This is a genomic window from Nocardioides marmoribigeumensis, from assembly GCF_031458325.1.
Lineage (GTDB): Bacteria > Actinomycetota > Actinomycetes > Propionibacteriales > Nocardioidaceae > Marmoricola_A > Marmoricola_A marmoribigeumensis.
The window spans coordinates 3,390,949-3,410,475 of record NZ_JAVDYG010000001.1 but is presented as its reverse complement, the minus strand read 5'-3'; the positions used below and the strand labels follow the sequence as shown (position 1 = coordinate 3,410,475).

The window sequence follows — 19,527 nt, the reverse complement described above, 5'->3', positions numbered from 1 at the left end:
CGATGGTCGGGCATCGGGACACGCTCGACTCATAGCACGACAGGAGTTGGGCGCAGAAGTCGTCAAACCGATTGGTTGACTTCGCTCGCCGCAAGGTCGCTGTTCTCCGTTTGGGGAGGGCGTGAACGTGCCCGACATTCGTAAAGCAAGGCCATCGTCGGCGACTTGACTCCGCCGTACTGGAGCGCCATGTATAAATCGACGACACCACTGAGCTCGATACTTAAACCTTGTTTGATCATTAGTAGCGGGAGCACGACACCCACCAGAACTACTGGCGACCACAGCACCGCCAACACGACGATTAGTAGAAGTAGAGGCGGCGCGGCTGAATAGCGCAACTCGGCTTCAGCCTTGGCTCGATCATACTCGCCGAAGTGCACCCCGCCATCCGCCTTGAGTTTCGCAACGAGACGCTGCCGCTCTTCGCTTAGGTTTGCCAGAAAGGCTTCGCGCAGAACGATGTGGTGAACGTCCTCATGGAGGTTGCGGTCAAAATCCCACCACTCGTGCTCTGGATTCTTTTCCCAGCCATCAGGGGTCGGCGCCCATGGCGGGATCTGATCGCTTCGCAGCGGAAAATAGTGTGATGGAAGGCTGACGGTTTCGTTGTCCTCAAGCCGCAGGCCACCCTCCCAGTCACCACCGCGATATTGCCATTCATTGTTAGCACGCCTCCACTGGAAGTCGCGAAAGTCGTTCCACGAGCTATATACCTCTCCCCAGAAGTCGTCGGGAGGATCAATGGACTTTAGGTCCTTGTAGGTGAAGGTCCTGTGGAGGTTGTCCATTTGGCGGTACACCCAGTTGTCGAGGCGACCAGCCCACTCGTGGGTTCGCCTGGCCGACATCTCGGTGCCAAGCCCGTCCGCGCGGTCATAACTCCAAACGGGATCGAATCGGTCATGGTTGTACGGGTACTCACGACGGCGCCACTCGGTGAACTCCATCGTTGACATCTCGATTGATCGATATCCGCGCCAGATGGCAGCCACCGCATTCCAGGAATTCCGTAAGAACCGGCGCAGTGGGTCCAAGCGGCGCCAGTTGGCCATCTCTTCCTCCGTCAGTGTCGATGGGAGGAGTCTCCAGTGCTGCAGTGTGAGGAACTGAGGCCAGTCACGGATGACGAGAAAGGTTCCGAGCAGGTAAGCCGCGAGTCCCGCAGCAGCGAGCGTCACGCCTGGGCCTACAGTCTGCGCAAGCTCTGCGATCCTTTCCAGACCCGTCGAGTGTCCAAGGTCTGACAGCCGGTCTTTGCCGTCGATCACGACCCACACCACAACGAAGTAAATGGCGCCAGAAATGAGTGGGGCTCTGACTTGCCTGAGCCCGGGCAGAATTCCACTAAGCACGGTTCGACACGCTACCTGTCCGATTCGACAGTCCGATTGAGCGTGACCGAGGACGCCAAGCGTAGGTGGGTCAGCGGGCCACGAGCCCACTCGTGCCCAAGCCGCAGAGCGGCCTCGTCGACTCATGGAATAGAGATCAGACTCGCAGGGCAACTAGCCTCGAGCTGACAGCCGCGCGACCATGCCGCTGTCGGGGCGGAGCCCGACCATGCCGCTGTCGGGGCGGAGCCCGACCATGCCGCTGTCGGGGCGGAGCCCGACCATGCCGCTGTCGGGGCGGAGCCCGACCATGCCGCTGTCGGGGCGGAGCCCGACCATGCCGCTGTCGGGGCGGAGCCCGACCATGCCGCTGTCGGGGCGGAGCCCGACCATGCCGCTGTCGGGGCGGAGCCCGACCATGCCGCTGTCGGGGCGGAGCCCGACCATGCCGCTGTCGGGGCGGAGCCCGACCATGCCGCTGTCGGGGCGGAGCCCGACCATGCCGCTGTCGGGGCGGAGCCCGACCATGCCGCTGTCGGGGCGGAGCCCGACCATGCCGCTGTCGGGGCGGAGCCCGGCCCGACCATGCCGCTGTCGGGGCGGAGCCCGACCATGCCGCTGTCGGGGCGGAGCCCGACCATGCCGCTGTCGGGGCGGAGCCCGACCATGCCGCTGTCGGGGCGGAGCCCGACCATGCCGCTGTCGGGGCGGAGCCCGACCATGCCGCTGTCGGGGCGGAGCCCGACCATGCCGCTGTCGGGGCGGAGCCCGACCATGCCGCTGTCGGGGCGGAGCCCGACCATGCCGCTGTCGGGGCGGAGCCCGACCATGCCGCTGTCGGGGCGGAGCCCGACCATGCCGCTGTCGGGGCGGAGCCCGACCATGCCGCTGTCGGGGCGGAGCCCGACCATGCCGCTGTCGGGGCGGAGCCCGACCATGCCGCTGTCGGGGCGGAGCCCGACCATGCCGCTGTCGGGGCGGAGCCCGACCATGCCGCTGTCGGGGCGGAGCCCGACCATGCCGCTGTCGGGGCGGAGCCCGACCATGCCGCTGTCGGGGCGGAGCCCGACCATGCCGCTGTCGGGGCGGAGCCCGACCATGCCGCTGTCGGGGCGGAGCCCGACCATGCCGCTGTCGGGGCGGAGCCCGACCATGCCGCTGTCGGGGCGGAGCCCGACCATGCCGCTGTCGGGGCGGAGCCCGACCATGCCGCTGTCGGGGCGGAGCCCGACCATGCCGCTGTCGGGGCGGAGCCCGACCATGCCGCTGTCGGGGCGGAGCCCGACCATGCCGCTGTCGGGGCGGAGCCCGACCATGCCGCTGTCGGGGCGGAGTCGCGACTGCATGGCGTAGCCCCGTGCCACTCGGGCCGGTTGACTGTAGGGGGTGGCGGTGCGGGACTCATCAGATGAATGCAGTCCTCATTTCCTCTCTCATCGTTCCCGGTCAGGACCGGACCTGGCGCGCTGCAGCGGCATACCTCGCGCAGTACAAGGGACTGACCCGTCAACATGCTGAGTCCGACCTCCGCTCGTACCTGATGTGGTGTGCGGAGCATCAGCTCGATCCGGTGGAGGCCAAGCGTGTCCACATCGAGTTGTTCGTGCGCTGGATGCAGGAGGAGCGTCGCTACAAGCCAGCGACCGTCTCTGGGTCTGCTGCAGGGACGGGTGACAGGTTGGGTCACGCAGCCTGAGTGGCTGGCGTGGTCATGATGGTCTCGTACTCAATGGGGGTCAACCGACCGAGCGCGTCTTGTCGGCGACGACGGTGATAGGTCCTCTCGACCCAGGTCACGATCGCGATCCGCAGGTCCTGGCGAGTGGCCCAGCTCTGTCGGTCCAGGACGTTCTTCTGCAACAGCGAGAAGAACGACTCCATGGCGGCGTTGTCGCCAGCCGCGCCCACCCTGCCCATCGATCCGACCAAGCCGTACCGGTTCAGGGCATGGACGAATTTCCGGCTGCGAAATTGCGACCCGCGGTCCGAGTGAACGATGCACCCCGCCGCCGAGTAGCCCTCGGCGGCGCGTCGGGCGACCGCTGAGTCCAGGGCAGCGACGGCCAGGCGTGACTTCATCCGCGAGTCGATGGAGTAGCCCACGATCCGGTTGGAGAAGACGTCCTTGATCGCGCAGAGGTAGAGCTTGCCCTCGGCGGTGCGGTGCTCGGTGATGTCGGTCAGCCACAGCTCATTGGGGACCTCAGCGGTGAAGTCGCGTTCCACCAGGTCGTCGTGCACCGGCGGCCCCGTCCGGCCGTTCTTGCCGCGCTTGGGCTTGCCGAACGCGCTCCACCAGCCGTTGCTCGAGCAGATCCGCCACGCAGTCCTGCTGGCCATGTCCTGACCGGCCTCGACGGCTTCGTCGAGCAGGAACCGGTAGCCGAACTCCGGGTCGTCGCGATGGGCGTCGAACAGGGCATTGGCCCGGTGCGCCTCGACCAGGTCGCGTTCGGTGACCGGGCCCGCCAGCCAGCGGTAGTAGGGCTGGCGAGCGATCTTCAGCACCCGGCACGTCACCGTGACGGGGATCCCGTCCTCGGCCAGCTCGCGGACGAGCGGGTACATCACTTTCCCGGCAGGTTCGCCTGCGAGAGATACGCCGCCGCACGACGCAGGACCTCGTTCTCCTGCTCCAGCAGCCGGATCCGCTTCCTGGCCTCACGCAGCTCGGCGTTCTCGGCCGCGGTCACCCCGGGCTTGGTGCCGTCCTCGACATCGGCCTTGGCCATCCAGTTCGTCAGGCACGACTCGCTGATCCCGAAGTCGGCCGCGATCTGCTTCAGATGCTGACCTGGCTCCCGGTTGCGGGCCACGCGCACGACATCGTCGCGGAACTCCTGGGGATAGGGCTTGGGCATGGTGCACATCCTTCCAGCGGCACCTCTCGGCACCACAGATCAGATGTCACCGACCCCTGCAGCAGACCCACTATCCGACCATCCGGCCACGCAAGAGGGCCGTCCCGACCCCGCCAGCTCCACCCCCACCTCCGCCCCCACCGCCGGTGGTACACGCGGAGCCTAAGCCCGCGCCTGCTGTGGCGCGAGCGAACCGGGACACGTCTCAGGACATTTGGGGCTGGCTGGCAGCGCTGACGCCGCTTGGTGGGCTCCTGTACGCCATGAGTGCCGCCGACCCCGAGTGGGAGACCATAGGGCCACCCGTCGGGATCGCGATGCTCGTGCTGGGCTTCCTTGACTGGCGCACCTTCTGGGGTGAGCCCCGCTCCGGCTCCATCATCTTCCCGGCCAGCCTTTTGCTGGTGTCGCCGGCGTACCTGCTTCTCCGCACCATCAAGCTGCGAGGGACACCTTTGATCCCGGTCGCTTGGCTTGTCTCGGTCGTCGCGCTCGCCGCCATTGGGAATGCCTACGTGAGGCAGCTTGAGGTGTTCGATTGGGCCATCGAGAGTGGTCTCGCGACTGCGATTCGCGAGGAGGGCGGGGGGCGGGTCAGGGTTTCCTGCCCGGACGTGGACGACGTCCGCCGCGACGGCGACACCACCATCTGCTACGCCCGCGACAAGCAAGGCACCGCAGCTGTCGAGCTCACGTTCTCGCGCGACGGCTCGTACCGTTGGGAATGGCTGCCGTAGGGCGTGGTCGTCGCCGCACTGGGCGATAGGTCCACTCCCAGGGGGCCTTTAGTCGCCATTCGGCACCCCGCCGTCCGCTTCAAGTCCGGTGCGGGACATTCGCTGATATTGATAGCCGCGGTATCAGCTGAATCTCGGGGGAGAACTTATGGCCGAAGGGTCGAGTGGATGTCTTGGTCTGGTGGCTGTCGTGCTGGTCGTAGGCGGCCTGTCAAGCATGTGCAGCGGCGGTGACGACAGTGGTGGCGGCTCTGGGGACTCGTATGGCGCGGAATCCGCTTGCAAGGACTGGGTTGAGGATCAGCTCAAGTCACCATCGACAGCCGACTTCGGCGACGTCGAGGTCAGCGGCTCCGGACCCTGGACAGTCACTGGCTACGTAGACGCGGAGAACGGCTTCGGTGCCAACATCCGAGCGGACTGGACCTGTGACGTGCGGTTGGACTCCGACGATTACTACCGGGGCTCGGCGACTCTGCTCGAGTAGCCAACCCCGTACCTCCACGGACTGCGCCGCCGGCCTGATCCGCTCGCGACGGGGGTGCCCTGTGCGGGAGCGTCCCTACATCCAGGGTGCGAGGTAGCCGACACACTTGGCCGGCCTGGCCGCGGTGTAGAGCGAGGTCACGTCGACCAGGACGCGTCCGGAGGCGGGGATGAGGTCGGGATACTCACCGGCGCCGCCCATGATCTTGCCGGCCCTATTCGTGCACACGACCTCCAGCGAGGGCCCCTCGAGCGGCTCGTCGGTCGGGTTGGCCACCTCGAAGCGGGCACCAAAGGAGTCGGAGAACTCCGGCCGGTAGATCTTGCCGCGCACGGTGCCGAGGTCCCCTGAGGTCTGGTCGTCGAAGGTGCCATCGTCCTTGACGTCGAGGGTCGCCTCAACCCGGACGGGCTTACGGCCCTTGGGGACGTCGACCTGGGTGGCGACTGGCAGGACCTGCCCGGGCCAGCTGAAGTGGGAGACCTGGGAGCCGCTGGAGACGAGCTCACCAGCCTTGTCGAGCAGGTTGAAGTTGACGGTCACGGTGTGTCCGGCGTGGTCGTCGTTGTTCCGCACTCGTGCAATCACCCACGCGTACCCGTACTGGGACCCGAAGCCGGCGTCGATGAGCTTCCACGGGTCGCCGGCCTCCTCGCCCGTCTGTACGGACGTATCGTCGGTGACCTTCTTCGCCAGGTCGGCCGACTTGAACACCTCGGCGTACTCCTTGGCCTCCGACGGCTTGAGGTCTCCGCTGACGCGCAGCAGCAGGTTGTCGCGCACGGTGTCGTACTCGCTGCCCAGGATGCTGTTGCCGTCCTGGAGCTCCTGGATGTATTCGGAGCGGTTCTGGGCGTCGTCGTCGGAGGGCCACTGCTCGATGGTGGCGCCGCAATCGACCCCGAAGTCGCCGGTGCTGCTGGTATCAGTGGTGTCGCAGCCAGCTCGGTCGTCGACAAGGACGGTCGCGGCGGTGTAGCCGTTCGGGCGCCCGATGAGGTTGTTGGGGTCGTTGTTCTCGTCGACCGCGATCGCCTCGCTCACCTCATCGACCTGGGCCTTCACCACCAGGGCGGCGCTCTGGGCGGTCGGCTTCGGCGAGCTCGTGTTGTTGGAGTCGTTGCCGCCGCAGCCGGCGAGGAGGACCAGGACCAGGGCCGCAGACGCGGCCGTACCGAGGGTGCGCATGGGTGTGGACGGTAGTGCAGGACCGACGCCGCCGATCATGGGAGCCGCCCGCTCGTCGGCAGGACCGAGTTCTCAGCGGCATGTGCGAGTGGCCGCGGGCGCACGCTACGCGGCATGAGCGGTCGGCTGGCTTCCAACGCGGCCGACCGCATTCGCAACGGCGAACTCAAGGCCTTGGACGTCGACCAGGCCCTGTTCCAGTACTCCGGTGCAGCACGAGAACTTTGCGAGTTCGTCAATACGCGATGTCCCGGTCACCGCTGGCCACTACTCCCGCACAACCCGCGCTTGCGCTCAGCCGGTCCGGGCACCGACGCCAGACCCGAGTTCTCGAGAGTGCGGTCTCATGACGGCAGGCGCCACCATCGACTGAACGCCGCGACCCCTGACTCCCTGATCAGGTGTTGGCGACCTCCGCGAGGCAGAAGAGCCAGAAGTCGACGATCGACGCGAGTCGGTCATCGGCCGGCGGCCAGTCGCTGAACACTTGGCGCCCCAGGTTGCCGATCGTCCAAGCCGGCACCTGCTCCCAGGCCCCGGCCCTCAGCATTGGCTGGTTCTTGTGCAGAAACTTGGGGTGCGGATCCGTCGCCACCTCCCACGTCGCCTCCGGGACGGCGATCGTGACGATGTCAACCACGTAAGAGATCAGTCCGTCGAGAAGCTGGAGAGAGCCCGCATCGAGTCGCTCGTGACTTCCCACCCCCAACCTCGACCAGGAGGGCTGCTGCCCGGACGGCCCGAGCCGGAGCCTCTCCTTCACCCACACCCACAGCGGCTCGAGGCTCCTGACCGAGTGGTCCAACTCGACCGCATCGCCCACGGAGAGCACGAGATGCCGCAGGGCGGCGGGCCGCTCCTCCAGGAATTCCTCGAGAGCAGCCGCCGCCTGCTGCTCAGTCAGGTCCGCGTACAGGGTCATGGGAGATGGATAACGTACGAGATCCCGTTCTCGTCGAGCAGGTACAAGACGGCCGGATCAGCACCCATCGACCCCGATCGGCCGCACTCCTGACCGCTCGGATCGCGGCATGGTCGGGCAGGAGGTTGGGTGCGACTCGGGCCTCGCTGCGGGGTCCGATCCGTACCCAGTCGCCCAGCGGATCGGGGATCAGTCGTTTCCCGTTCTCACGGATGATGGGCACGGCCCGCCGATGTGTGGCGGATCCGTGCACTGTTCGGCGGATCCGGACACCGGTTGTCCGTGGTCGGATGTCGGCATCCGCCGAACTCGGACCCGATCCGCCGAACCTTTCTTCGCGAGCGACCATCGGCAGAGTCGGGCACCTCGAAAGGGTGCGTCCTTCCGCCGCTTGAGACGCGTCAAGGCATAGACCACAGACACGCACAGGCCGGGCCGGGGGGCGCCGTCCTCACCCCGGCCCGGCCTGGTGCACGGGTCAGCTCGGCAGCGTGACCAGTCCGAGCTCTGCGACCGAGGCCAGGTGGCTGTTGCGGGGCACGACGCGCAGCGTGTAGCCGAACGCGCCGCTCGTGCTGAGCCGGACCTCGCCGTCGTAGCGGTGCCGGTCGGCCTCGTAGGACTCGGCCAGCTGCAGCGGCGAGACGGTGAGGTCGCGCAGCGTGTCGGACTCACCGACCCGACCGTGCAGCACCTGGACGTCGACGTCGTCGGGGCTGAGGCCGGCGAGGGTGACGAACGCCTGGACCTTCATGACCGCGCCGACCTCGGGGGCGTCGCCGATGCCGCTGGAGTCGACGTGGTCGACACGCACGCCCGGCCACGCCTTGCGGACGCGGTCCTTCCAGGCGGCGAGCTCGAGGGCGCCCTTGTAGTCGTCGTTGAGCGTGCGGGCGGACTCGGTGGCGGGCTGGTAGAGCGTGGTGACGTAGTCGCGCACCATGCGGTCGGCGAGCACCTTGGGGCCGAGCGAGCGCAGAGTGTGGCGCACCATCTCCAGCCAGCGCTGCGGCACGCCGTCGGCGTCGTGGTCGTAGAACCGCGGCGCGACGTCGTTCTCGATCAGGTCGTAGAGCGCAGCCGACTCGAGGTCGTCGCGGCGGTCGGGGTCCTCGACGCCGTCGGCGGACGGGATCGCCCAGCCGTTGTTGCCGTCGTACCACTCGTCCCACCAGCCGTCGAGGATCGACAGGTTGAGGCCGCCGTTGAGCGCGGCCTTCATGCCGGAGGTGCCGCACGCCTCGTAGGGACGCAGCGGGTTGTTGAGCCACACGTCGCAGCCGGGGTAGAGCGGCTGGGCCATCGCGATGTCGTAGTTGGGCATGAAGACGATGCGGTGGCGGACCTCGGGGTCGTCGGCGAAGCGGACGATCTCGTTGATCAGGCGCTTGCCGCCGTCGTCGGCCGGGTGGGCCTTGCCGGCGATGAGCAGCTGGATCGGGCGCTCGGGGTCGAGCAGCAGCGCCTTGAGGCGCGCGGGATCGCGCAGCATCAGCGTCAGACGCTTGTACGACGGCACGCGGCGCGCGAACCCGATCGTGAGCACGTCGGGGTCCAGGGCGCTGTCGACCCACTTGAGCTCGGCGGAGCTGGCACCGCGCTCGAGCCACGACTCCTTGAGCCGGCGACGCGCGTCGAGGACGAGGCGCTCGCGGAGGATGCGCTTGATCTCCCAGACGCGCTTGCCCGGCACCTGGTCCGCGACCTCGAAGACGCGCTCGGGGCTGTCGGCCTGCGGGGAGCTGTCGGGGTCGACGCCCATCTCGCGGGCGAGGTCGAAGATCTCGCGGGCGACCCACGTCGGCGCGTGCACGCCGTTGGTGATCGAGCCGATCGGCCGCTCGGACTCGTCGAAGGCGGGCCACAGTCCGCCGAACATGCCGCGGCTGACGTGGCCGTGCAGCTGCGAGACGCCGTTGGCGCGCTGGGAGAGCCGGAAACCCATCACGGCCATGTTGAAGACGCCGGGGTCGCCGCCCTCGTAGCTCTCCGCGCCCAGGGCGAGGATGCGCTCGACCGGCACGCCGGGCTGGGCGTTGTCGCCGCCGAAGTACTGCGCCACCAGCTCGCGCGGGAAGCGGTCGATACCGGCCGGGACCGGGGTGTGGGTGGTGAAGACGGTGCCGGCGCGGGAGACCTCGAGCGCGGCGTCGAACTCCAGGCCCTGCTCCTCGGTGAGCTCGCGGATGCGCTCCAGGCCCAGGAAGCCGGCGTGGCCCTCGTTGGTGTGGAACACCTCGGGCGCGGGGCGGTCGGTCAGGCGGGTGAAGGTGCGGATCGCCCGCACGCCGCCGATGCCGAGGAGCATCTCCTGGCGCAGGCGGTGCTCGGTCTGGCCGCCGTAGAGACGGTCGGTGATGTCGCGCAGGACCTCGTTGTTCTCCTCCACGTCGGTGTCGAGGAGCAGCAGCGGGACGCGGCCGACGTTGGCCACCCAGACCCGAGCGGTGGCCGTCTGGCCCTCCGGCATGCCGACGGTGACCTTGGCCAGGGACCCGTCGGCCTCGCGGAGGACCGAGATCGGCAGCTCGTCGGGGTCGAGGACGGGGTAGCGCTCCTGCTGCCAGCCCTCGCGGGACAGCGACTGCTTGAAGTAGCCGTGGCGGTAGAGCAGGCCCACGCCGATGATCGGCACGCCCAGGTCGCTGGCCGACTTGAGGTGGTCACCGGCCAGGATGCCGAGGCCGCCGGAGTACTGCGGGAGGGCGGCGGTGATGCCGAACTCCGGGGAGAAGTAGGCGATCCCGCGCGGGGCGCCCTCGGGCAGGCCCTGGAACCAGCGCGGGTTCTCCAGGTAGTCGCGCAGGTCGGCGTGGACGGCCTCGAGGCGCGCACGGAAGTCGGCGTCCTCGGCCAGCTCCTCGAGCCGCGCGGTCGGGACCAGCCCGAGCATGCGGGTCGGGTCCTGGCGGCTGCGGGTCCACAGCTGCTGGTCGATCGAGGCGAAGAGGTCCTGGGTCGGGGGGTGCCAGGACCACCTCAGGTTGCCGGCCAGCTCGCCGAGCGGGAGCAGGGCCTCGGGCAGGACAGGTCGGACGGTGAATCGTCGGATCGCGCGCACGGCGTCACGCTAGCCCAGATTGTTGGATCGATCCAAGCCTTCGTCACACCCGGACCGATCCAGTTCGGGCTCCGCACTCCCCTCCTGCGACGCGCGCCGAGAGGTAAAGAAAATCTGAGCAGGTGTCGTAACACTGTGCGGGCTCCCTCGTTGTGGGGGCGGCTGCACCTCGACCCCCTCAGGTGCGGCTCAGACCGCCCCCTCACCCCTCGGGAGCCCCCGGTGCCAGCACGAGCGTCAGCACGAGTCCCACGTCCCCGCCTCGCCCTCACCGCGACCACCGGCCTGGTCGCCGGCGCCGTCGCACTGGGGCTGGCCGCACCGGCAGGCGCCCTCGACCTGCCCGGCGTCCCCGGTCTGCACCCGACCGTCGACCGGGCGGCGGACGTCCGCGTGCTCGGTGACACCCCACTCGCCATGCCCGACCTCGACCGCCGCGGCAGCGCGCTGCCCAGCGCGACGCAGCGCCGTGCGGCCTCGGCCCTGTCCTCGGCCATCTCGGCCCAGGTGCGCTGGAACCGCTTCGGCACCCCCGCGGTGATCTCTCCCCGCACCGGGTCGCTGGGCCGCGCGAGCAGCAGCGACCCCGCGGTCGCCGCGCGCACCTGGCTGCGGCAGCACGCCTCCCTCCTCGGCCTCAGCGCCGCCCAGGTCGACGCCCTCGAGCTCGTGGGCGCCCAGCCGTTCACCCAGAGCCGGGCACGGGCCGTGCTGTTCCGCCAGCGCTTCGGCGGGCTGCCCACCGCGCTCGGCAGCATGGTCACCGTCGGCGTGGCCGGTGGACGCATCCAGCTCGTCACCTCCTCGCTGGTCAAGGCCTCCGGCACGCCCGCCGCCGCGCGCCTCAGTCCGGCCCAGGGGTGGCTCCGGGCCGCGCGCGACCTCGGCGCCCAGGTCTCGCTGCCCACGCGCACCGGGGTCTCCCAGGGCTGGACGCGCTTCGCCGTGCCGGGCTTCGCCCAGGTGCAGATGGCCCGGCCCCGCTCGCTCGCCCTGGCCGACGGGTCGGTGCGCCCCGTCGTCGAGGCCAACGTCGTCGACGTGCAGGGATCGGCCGTCGCGGCGTACACCTCGCTCGTCGACGCGGTCACCGGCGCGGTGCTCTACCGCGAGAACAAGGTCGACCAGGCCACCGACACCAAGACCTTCCAGGGCACGCTGACCGCGACCGACTGCGGCCCCAAGCACGCCTTCGCGATCTCCGACAACGCGACCAAGCGCATCGACGCCGCGGCGGGCGTGGCGATCGCCACCAACGACATCGAGCTCAAGCTGTTCGGCCCCGGCGGGACCCTGCTCACCACCGGTGACACCGGCACCAGCCCCGAGACCGCGAGCTACGCCCCCGGCGGCGCGCTCCCGCAGGGCTCCTACGCCGTCCAGGTCTGCCCCTTCGACGACCCGACCGTGCCGTTCGTCGGCCCCGACCAGTACGCCGCCTCGGTCAGCCTGAGCGAGCAGGAGACCCCCAGCACGACGCCCGACACCCAGGCCCGCTGGCGCTACTTCGACGCCAACCCGACCCCCGTCTTCGACGGCACCACTCCGAAGAACTCCGTCGTGGGCTGCTTCGTCAAGGGTGCCGGGTGCACCGAGCCCACGGGCCCGTGGGACAACCTCGCCTCGCGCCTGCCGTGGGACGCCGACCCGTCCACGGGACAGACCACCGGCACGACCATCGGCAACAACGCCAACACCCACGAGGCGTGGGCCAGCCCCCTGACCCCCGGTGGCACCGCCCAGGCACCCCAGTCGCCGCAGCGGGACTACACCACGAAGTTCACCGACGCGTGGAACAACTCCAAGTGCGACCCGACCCAGCTCGTCCCCGGCGGCAACGACATCCTCGCCTCGGTGACCAACCTGTTCGTCGCGCACAACCGCATGCACGACTACGCCTACTTCCTCGGCTTCACCGAGCGGAACTACAACCTGCAGTCCAGCAACTTCGGTCGTGGTGGGGCCGGCGGGGACGCCGAGATCGGCAACACGCAGGCCGGTGCGCTCACCGGCGGCCAGCCGTCCTACCTCGGTCGTGACAACGCCAACCAGATCGCGCTGCAGGACGGCGTGCCAGGCATCACCAACCAGTACCTCTTCCAGCCGATCGCAGGGTCGTTCTACTCCCCCTGCACCGACGGCGGGATGGACATGGGGATCGTCGGCCACGAGTACACCCACGCGATCAGCAACCGCATGGTCGGCGGCCCCGACGAGGGGCTCACCTCCGAGCAGGGCGGCGCCATGGGCGAGTCGTGGGGCGACCTGACCGCCGGCGAGTACATGTTCAGCAACGGCTACCGCAACGGCGGCAACCCGTGGGCGGTCGGCCTCTACGCGACCGGCAACAAGTCCGTGGCGATCCGCGACTACTCGATCAACCACAACCCGCTGACCTACGGCGAGTACGGCTTCGACTCCACCGGGCCCGAGGTCCACGCCGACGGCGAGATCTGGAACGCGACCAACTGGCGCGTCCGCCAGGCGCTGGTCCGGAAGTGGAACGCGACGTACCCCTACTCCGACAAGGCGCTGCAGCTGCGCTGCGCTCGGGGGAAGGGCGTCCAGTCGCCGCTGCCCGCGTCGCGCTGCCCGGGCAACCGCCGCTGGATCCAGCTCGTCTTCGACGCCTTCCTGCTGCAGCAGGGGGCCACCAGCATGCTCGACGCCCGCGACGCCATGCTCGCCGCGGACCGCATGCGCTTCGGCGGTGCGGACCAGAAGGTGCTGTGGAAGGCCTTCGCCCGCAGCGGCATGGGCACCCGCGCCAGGACGCCCGACGCCGACAGCAGCAACCCCACGCCGAGCTTCGCGACGCCGACCGGCCACCGCTCGGTGCGCTTCGGGCTGCGCCTGCCGAGCGGCAAGGCCGTCGCCGGCAAGGTGTACGTCGGCACCTACGAGGCGCGCGCCACCCCGGTCGCCGACACGCTGAGCAAGACCGGCCGCGACGCGGTCGACAGGTTCGCCCCCGGCACCTACCGCGGCCTCGTGCAGAGCGCCCGGACCGGCCTCCAGCGGGTCCGGTTCACCGTCCGCGCCGGCCGCGGCACCCAGGCGGTGCGGTTCACCGTCCACCCCAACCTCGCCGGCCAGGCCAACGGCGCCAAGGTGGTCCGGTCCAGCAGCGGCAGCCTCAACCCGTCGTACCTCATCGACGCGACGGAGGGCACCAACTGGGCAGGCGTCGTCGGCAGCGGCAACGTCGACGACAAGGGCAAGCACCCGTTCGTCGTGGTCGACCTGGCCGGCTCGCACTCGCAGCGGATCACCCGGTTCCTGGTCAGCGCGATGCTCCGGCCGGCCCCGGCCAGTCCGACCGACGTGCCGCTCGCGCAGGACCCCGACTCGGGGTCGCGCTTCACCGCGCTGCGCAAGTTCGGCATCGACGTGTGCACCAAGGCGTGCACCACCTCGGGCGCGGTCTGGAAGCGGGTCTACACCAGCAGCGGCTCGGCGTTCCCGAGCGTGCGCCCGCGACCGACGGCGCCGACGCTCAACGCCCGGGTGTTCCGCCTGCGCTCGGCGGTCCGGGCCACCCACGTGCGGCTCGTCGCGCTGGAGAACCAGTGCACCGGGTTCGCGGGCTACGCCGGCGAGATCGACAACGACCCGACCAACGACACCGACTGCAAGTCGGCCTCGGACCGCGGCTCGATCGTCCACGCCGCCGAGCTGGAGGTCTTCGGCGGCTGACCCTCGCCGGGGGCGGCGTTGCATGCTCTCCCCTGAGTTGGGCAGGGTGAGCCCATGGTCGGAAGAATCCCGGTCCTCGACGTCATGCCCCAGCTCGCCGGAGGCGCCTACCCCGCCAAGGCGGCGGTGGGTGAGCCCTTCGAGGTGACTGCCACGGTGATCCGCGAGGGACACGACGCGCTCAGCGCCGAGGTGGTCCTCGTCGCACCCGACGGCAGCCGACGGCCCCCCGTGCGCATGGAGCGCGACCCCGCCCACGCGCCGGACGGCTGGCGCGCCACGGTCACCCTCGACGAGGAGGGGGCGTGGGGCTTCGAGGTGCAGGGCTGGAGCGACCCGTTCGGCACCTGGGAGCACAACGCCGAGATCAAGATCGCCGCGGGCATCGACACCGAGCTGATGTTCACCGAGGGGCAGGTGCTCCTCCAGCGCTGGATCGACGAGCAGGGCGCGGCCGACCCGGCCTCGGCCAAGGTGCTCCAGGACGCGATCACCGGGCTGTCCGACTCCGGCCGTCCGGACGCCGTCCGTCTCGGCGCCGGCCTCTCCCCCTCGGTCCACGAGGTGCTGAGCAAGCAGCCGCTGCGCGACCTGGTCACCGTCGAGGGGCCGTTCCCGGTCTTCGCCGACCGGCCGCTCGCGCTGTTCTCGGCGTGGTACGAGTTCTTCCCGCGCTCCGAGGGAGCGACCCAGGACCCCCAGACCGGCAAGGTCGTCTCGGGCACCTTCCGCACGGCCGCCGAGCGGCTCCCCGCGGTGGCCGACATGGGCTTCGACATCATCTACCTGCCGCCGATCCACCCCATCGGCAAGGTCAACCGCAAGGGCCGCAACAACACCCTGACCCCCGGCCCCGACGACGTCGGCTCGCCCTGGGCGATCGGCTCCGACGAGGGCGGCCACGACGCCATCCACCCCGACCTCGGCACGTTCGACGACTTCGACTTCTTCGTCGCCCGGGCCAAGGAGGTGGGCCTCGAGGTGGCGCTGGACTTCGCGCTCCAGGCGGCGCCCGACCACCCCTGGGCCACCGAGCACCCCGAGTTCTTCACCACCCGCGTCGACGGCACCATCGCCTACGCCGAGAACCCGCCGAAGAAGTACCAGGACATCTACCCGATCAACTTCGACAACGACACCGAGGGCATCTACGCCGAGACGCTGCGCGTCCTGCGCGTCTGGATGGACCGCGGCGTCCGCGTCTTCCGGGTCGACAACCCGCACACCAAGCCGGTCGCGTTCTGGGAGTGGCTGCTGGGCCAGGTGCGGAAGACCGACCCCGACGTGATCTTCCTGTCCGAGGCCTTCACCAAGCCGGCCATGATGCGCGCGCTGGCCATGGTCGGCTTCCACCAGAGCTACACCTACTTCACCTGGCGCAACGCCAGGTGGGAGATCGAGGAGTACTTCCGCGAGGTCTCGCAGGAGACCGCCCACGTGCTCCGCCCGAGCTTCTGGGTCAACACCCCCGACATCCTCCCGGGCTACCTCCAGGACGGCGGCCGGCCGGCGTTCAAGGTCCGTGCCGTCCTCGCCGCCCTCGGCTCCCCGTCGTGGGGGATGTACGCCGGCTACGAGCTGTGCGAGAACGTCGCGCTGCGCCCCGGGGCCGAGGAGTACCTCGACTCCGAGAAGTTCCAGATCCGCATCCGCGACTGGAAGGCCGCCGAGGCCGAGGGGCGCACCCTCGCGCCGTACATCACGCGGCTCAACGAGATCCGCAAGGCGCACCCCGCCCTGCACGAGCTGCGCAACCTGCGCGTCCACGGGTCCGACGACGGCTCGGTGATCGCGTTCTCCAAAAGCACGGTGACCGACGGCGTGCGCGACACCGTCATCGCGGTCGTCAACGTCGACCCGCACCAGACCCACGAGACCACCGTCCACCTCGACCTGCCGTCCCTCGGGATGGACTGGCAGGACCGTTTCGTCGTCCACGACGAGGTCACCGGAGAGGACTGGACCTGGGGCGAGCACAACTACGTGCGGCTCGACCCCTTCCACGAACCCGCCCACATCCTGACCGTGAGGAGCGCCTCGGCCTGATGGCAGACCAGCCGACCATCCCGACCCCCGACCACCCCGACCAGCCGGTCGCCGCGCCGAGCCCGACATACGAACCGGTCAACCAGACCCCCGACTGGTTCAAGACCGCGGTCTTCTACGAGGTGCTGGTCCGCTCGTTCTACGACTCCGACGGCAACGGCACCGGCGACTTCAAGGGCCTCACCGAGAAGCTCGACTACCTGCAGTGGCTCGGCGTCGACTGCCTCTGGGTGCCGCCGTTCTTCGCCAGCCCGCTGCGCGACGGCGGCTACGACATCAGCGACTACACCGCGATCCTGCCCGAGATCGGCGACACCGAGGACTTCCACGCCTTCCTCGACGCCGCCCACGAGCGCGGCATCAAGGTGATCATCGACTTCGTCATGAACCACACCAGCGACCAGCACCCGTGGTTCCAGGAGTCGCGCAAGGACCCCGAGGGTCCCTACGGCGACTTCTACGTCTGGTCCGACACCGACGACCTCTACTCCGAGGCGCGGGTCATCTTCGTCGACACCGAGCCGTCCAACTGGACCTGGGACCCGGTCCGCCAGCAGTACTTCTGGCACCGCTTCTTCCACCACCAGCCCGACCTCAACTTCGACAACCCCAAGGTCATGGAGGCGATGCTCGAGGCGATGGCGTTCTGGCTCGACATGGGCCTCGACGGCTTCCGCCTCGACGCGGTGCCCTACCTCTACGAGCGTCCGGGCACCAACGGCGAGAACCTCCCCGAGACCCACGACGCGCTCAAGCGGGTGCGGGAGTTCGTCGACACCAACTACCCGGGCCGCGTGCTCCTCGCCGAGGCCAACCAGTGGCCCGCCGACGTCGTCGACTACTTCGGCGACTTCGACAAGGGCGGCGACGAGTGCCACATGTGCTTCCACTTCCCGGTGATGCCGCGCATCTTCATGGCGGTGCGACGCGAGTCGCGCTTCCCGATCTCCGAGATCATGGAGCAGACCCCGGCCATCCCGGACAACTGCCAGTGGGGCATCTTCCTGCGCAACCACGACGAGCTGACCCTCGAGATGGTCACCGACGAGGACCGCGACTACATGTGGGGCGAGTACGCCAAGGACCCCCGCATGAAGGCCAACATCGGCATCCGCCGCCGGCTCGCTCCCCTGCTCGACAACGACACCAACCAGATCGAGCTGTTCAACGCGCTGCTCCTCTCGCTGCCCGGGTCGCCGGTGCTCTACTACGGCGACGAGATCGGCATGGGCGACAACATCTGGCTCGGTGACCGCGACGGCGTCCGCACGCCGATGCAGTGGACCGCCGACCGCAACGCAGGGTTCTCCAAGGCGACGCCCGGCAAGCTCCACCTGCCGGTCATCCAGGACCCCGTCTTCGGTCACCAGCGGGTCAACGTCGAGGCCGAGATGGAGAACGCCTCCTCGCTGCTGCACTGGATGCGCCGCATGCTCCACGTCCGCAAGAACCACCCGGCCTTCGGGCTCGGCGGCTTCCGCGACCTCGGCGGCTCCAACCCCAGCGTGCTGACCTTCGCCCGGGAGTGGGACGGCGACACCGTGCTGTGCGTCAACAACCTGTCGCGCTTCCCGCAGCCGGTCGAGCTCGACCTGCGTCGCTGGGAGGGCGTCGTCCCGGTCGAGCTGCTCGGCGGCGCGCGGTTCCCGCAGATCGGCGAGCTGCCCTACCTGCTCACGCTCAGCGGCTACGGCTTCTACTGGTTCCGCCTGCCGTCCTCGGCCCGCATCGAGGCCGGAGGTGGCCCTGCGTGACCGTCACCGACCAGGCAGAACGCACCGCCAAGCTCGCGGCCTACCTCTCCACGGCCCGGTGGTACGCCGGCAAGGGGCGCGAGGTGGAGATCCACAGCGTGCGGCGCCTCACGATGCCGGGCGCCGGTGACCCCGCGGTGCGGGTGTTCGTCGTCGAGGTCACCTCGGCCGACGGCACGGGCCGCGACCACTACCACGTGCCGCTGTCCTACTACCCCGAGCCGCGTGAGGACCTCGCCCACGCCCTGATCGGGTCGTGGACCGACGAGCAGCTCGGCGAGGTGCACGCCTACGACGCGGTGCACGACCACCACGCGATGGCGCTGTGGCTGCGCGGCTTCACCGACGCCGGTGCGGCCGCCACCGCCCCCGACGACCGGGAGGCCGTGCACTTCCACGTGGTCGGCGAGCCCGACCTCGACCCCGAGGCCCGCTCGACGCTGCTCAGCGGCGAGCAGAGCAACAGCTCGGTCTTCTTCGGCGACACCGCGATGATGAAGCTCTTCCGGCGCGTCACCCCCGGCGTCAACCCCGACATCGAGATCCTCGCCGCCCTGACCGAGGCCGGGAGCGACCACGTCGCCACGCTCTACGGCTGGATGGACGCCCCCGCGCTGGGCACCGACGACGAGCCGTTGCAGCTGGGCATCCTCCAGCAGTTCCTCACCACCGCCAGCGACGGCTGGGGACTGGCGCTGTCGAGCCTGCGCACCCTCTTCGCCGACGACGTGGACACACCACGCAGCTCGGGCGGGGACTTCGCCGCCGAGGCCCACCGCCTCGGCGTCGCGGTCGCCGAGGTCCACGAGACGATGGCGGGCGCCTTCGGCACCGAGCAGTGGGGTCCCGACGACCTCGCAGCCCTGGCCGACACGATGGTCGGTCGCCTCGACGCCGCAGCCGCTGCCGTGCCCGAGGTCGCCGAGCTCGCGCCGTCCCTGCGTCCCCTGCTCGACGGCGTACGCCGGGTGGAGGGTCCGGTGACCATCCAGCGGGTGCACGGCGACCTGCACCTCGGCCAGACCCTGCGCACGGTGCGCGGGTGGAAGATCATCGACTTCGAGGGCGAGCCCGCCAAGCCGCTGGCCGAGCGCCGCCGGCCCGACAGCCCGTGGCGCGACGTGGCCGGCATGCTGCGGTCCTTCGACTACGCCGCCGAGGGCAGCCTGCAGGACCGTCTCGAGGCGGTCGGCGACATCGACTCCTCCGCCGCCCAAGGCGCCCGCGAGTGGGCCGCGCGCAACGTCAACGCGTTCCTCGCCGGCTACGACGAGGTGTGCGCCGACGACCTCGACGAGGCGCTGCTCACCGCCTACGCCGTCGACAAGGCCGTCTACGAAGCGGTCTACGAGGCACGCAACCGCCCGACGTGGCTGTCCATCCCGCTCGCCGCCCTGCGGCGACTGGCCGCCACCGACCCGTCCTGACCCGGAGGTCCGAC

Annotated in this window: 11 protein-coding genes; 5 read left to right on the top strand and 6 right to left on the bottom strand. The window is 69.5% G+C overall.

Annotated elements, in window-relative coordinates:
- Positions 1-62: 62 nt before the first annotated feature.
- The 3 genes from J2S63_RS16220 to J2S63_RS16210 all read right to left on the bottom strand — a co-directional run bounded on the left by J2S63_RS16220 (position 63) and on the right by J2S63_RS16210 (position 4,195).
- Positions 63-1,271, bottom strand: a complete 1,209-nt coding sequence (locus tag J2S63_RS16220) for a hypothetical protein (RefSeq protein ID WP_310304337.1) — start codon at positions 1,269-1,271, stop codon at positions 63-65.
- Between the two features lie 237 nt (positions 1,272-1,508).
- The gene (locus tag J2S63_RS16215; protein ID WP_310304335.1) at positions 1,509-1,889 is read right to left on the bottom strand and encodes a hypothetical protein; all 381 of its coding nucleotides are present in this window, start codon (positions 1,887-1,889) and stop codon (positions 1,509-1,511) included.
- A 1,128-nt stretch (positions 1,890-3,017) separates the two neighbouring features.
- A protein-coding gene (locus J2S63_RS16210; RefSeq protein WP_310304333.1) for an IS3 family transposase occupies positions 3,018-4,195 on the bottom strand; the annotation gives its coding sequence in 2 pieces (ribosomal slippage) (positions 3,018-3,908 and positions 3,911-4,195; 1,176 coding nt in all).
- 263 nt (positions 4,196-4,458) lie between these two features.
- Here J2S63_RS16210 and J2S63_RS16205 point away from each other — a divergent pair.
- Positions 4,459-4,932 (top strand): hypothetical protein, encoded by a 474-nt coding sequence (locus J2S63_RS16205; RefSeq protein ID WP_310304331.1) that lies wholly within the window; start codon positions 4,459-4,461, stop codon positions 4,930-4,932.
- Positions 4,933-5,494: 562 nt separating this feature from the next.
- Here J2S63_RS16205 and J2S63_RS16200 read toward each other — a convergent pair.
- The 3 genes from J2S63_RS16200 to glgP form a co-directional block, all read right to left on the bottom strand.
- The gene (locus J2S63_RS16200) at positions 5,495-6,607 is read right to left on the bottom strand and encodes a hypothetical protein (RefSeq protein WP_310304329.1); all 1,113 of its coding nucleotides are present in this window, start codon (positions 6,605-6,607) and stop codon (positions 5,495-5,497) included.
- Between the two features lie 397 nt (positions 6,608-7,004).
- Entirely contained in the window at positions 7,005-7,529 is a 525-nt protein-coding gene (locus J2S63_RS16195) for a hypothetical protein (protein WP_310304327.1), read from the bottom strand.
- Between the two features lie 478 nt (positions 7,530-8,007).
- Positions 8,008-10,590, bottom strand: a complete 2,583-nt coding sequence (gene glgP / locus J2S63_RS16190; RefSeq protein WP_310304324.1) for an alpha-glucan family phosphorylase — start codon at positions 10,588-10,590, stop codon at positions 8,008-8,010.
- A gap of 222 nt (positions 10,591-10,812) precedes the next feature.
- On the opposite strand from glgP, the gene J2S63_RS16185 reads away from it, so the two are divergent.
- From J2S63_RS16185 to J2S63_RS16170, 4 genes are read left to right on the top strand one after another with little or no spacing between them, the layout of a single operon-like run.
- Entirely contained in the window at positions 10,813-14,286 is a 3,474-nt protein-coding gene (locus tag J2S63_RS16185) for a M36 family metallopeptidase (protein WP_310304321.1), read from the top strand.
- Positions 14,287-14,340: 54 nt separating this feature from the next.
- Positions 14,341-16,332, top strand: coding sequence for an alpha-1,4-glucan--maltose-1-phosphate maltosyltransferase (locus tag J2S63_RS16180; RefSeq protein ID WP_310304318.1), 1,992 nt, complete (start codon positions 14,341-14,343; stop codon positions 16,330-16,332).
- Positions 16,332-18,086 carry a maltose alpha-D-glucosyltransferase gene (gene treS / locus J2S63_RS16175; RefSeq protein ID WP_310304316.1) on the top strand — a complete coding sequence of 585 codons (1,755 nt, stop codon included), beginning with the start codon at positions 16,332-16,334 and terminating at the stop codon, positions 18,084-18,086. Before J2S63_RS16180 ends, treS begins: the two co-directional genes overlap by 1 nt.
- Positions 18,083-19,513, top strand: coding sequence for a maltokinase N-terminal cap-like domain-containing protein (locus tag J2S63_RS16170; RefSeq protein ID WP_310304314.1), 1,431 nt, complete (start codon positions 18,083-18,085; stop codon positions 19,511-19,513). Before treS ends, J2S63_RS16170 begins: the two co-directional genes overlap by 4 nt.
- Positions 19,514-19,527: the final 14 nt, after the last annotated feature.

Bases quoted from the DNA above. Each gene is read 5' to 3' on its own strand.
- J2S63_RS16215 (WP_310304335.1), bottom strand. From the start codon at position 1,889: ATGGTCGGGCTCCGCCCCGACAGCGGCATGGTCGGGCTCCGCCCCGAC.
- J2S63_RS16180 (WP_310304318.1), top strand. From the start codon at position 14,341: ATGGTCGGAAGAATCCCGGTCCTCGACGTCATGCCCCAGCTCGCCGGA.
- treS (WP_310304316.1), top strand. From the start codon at position 16,332: ATGGCAGACCAGCCGACCATCCCGACCCCCGACCACCCCGACCAGCCG.
- J2S63_RS16200 (WP_310304329.1), bottom strand. From the start codon at position 6,607: ATGCGCACCCTCGGTACGGCCGCGTCTGCGGCCCTGGTCCTGGTCCTC.
- J2S63_RS16205 (WP_310304331.1), top strand. From the start codon at position 4,459: ATGAGTGCCGCCGACCCCGAGTGGGAGACCATAGGGCCACCCGTCGGG.
- J2S63_RS16195 (WP_310304327.1), bottom strand. From the start codon at position 7,529: ATGACCCTGTACGCGGACCTGACTGAGCAGCAGGCGGCGGCTGCTCTC.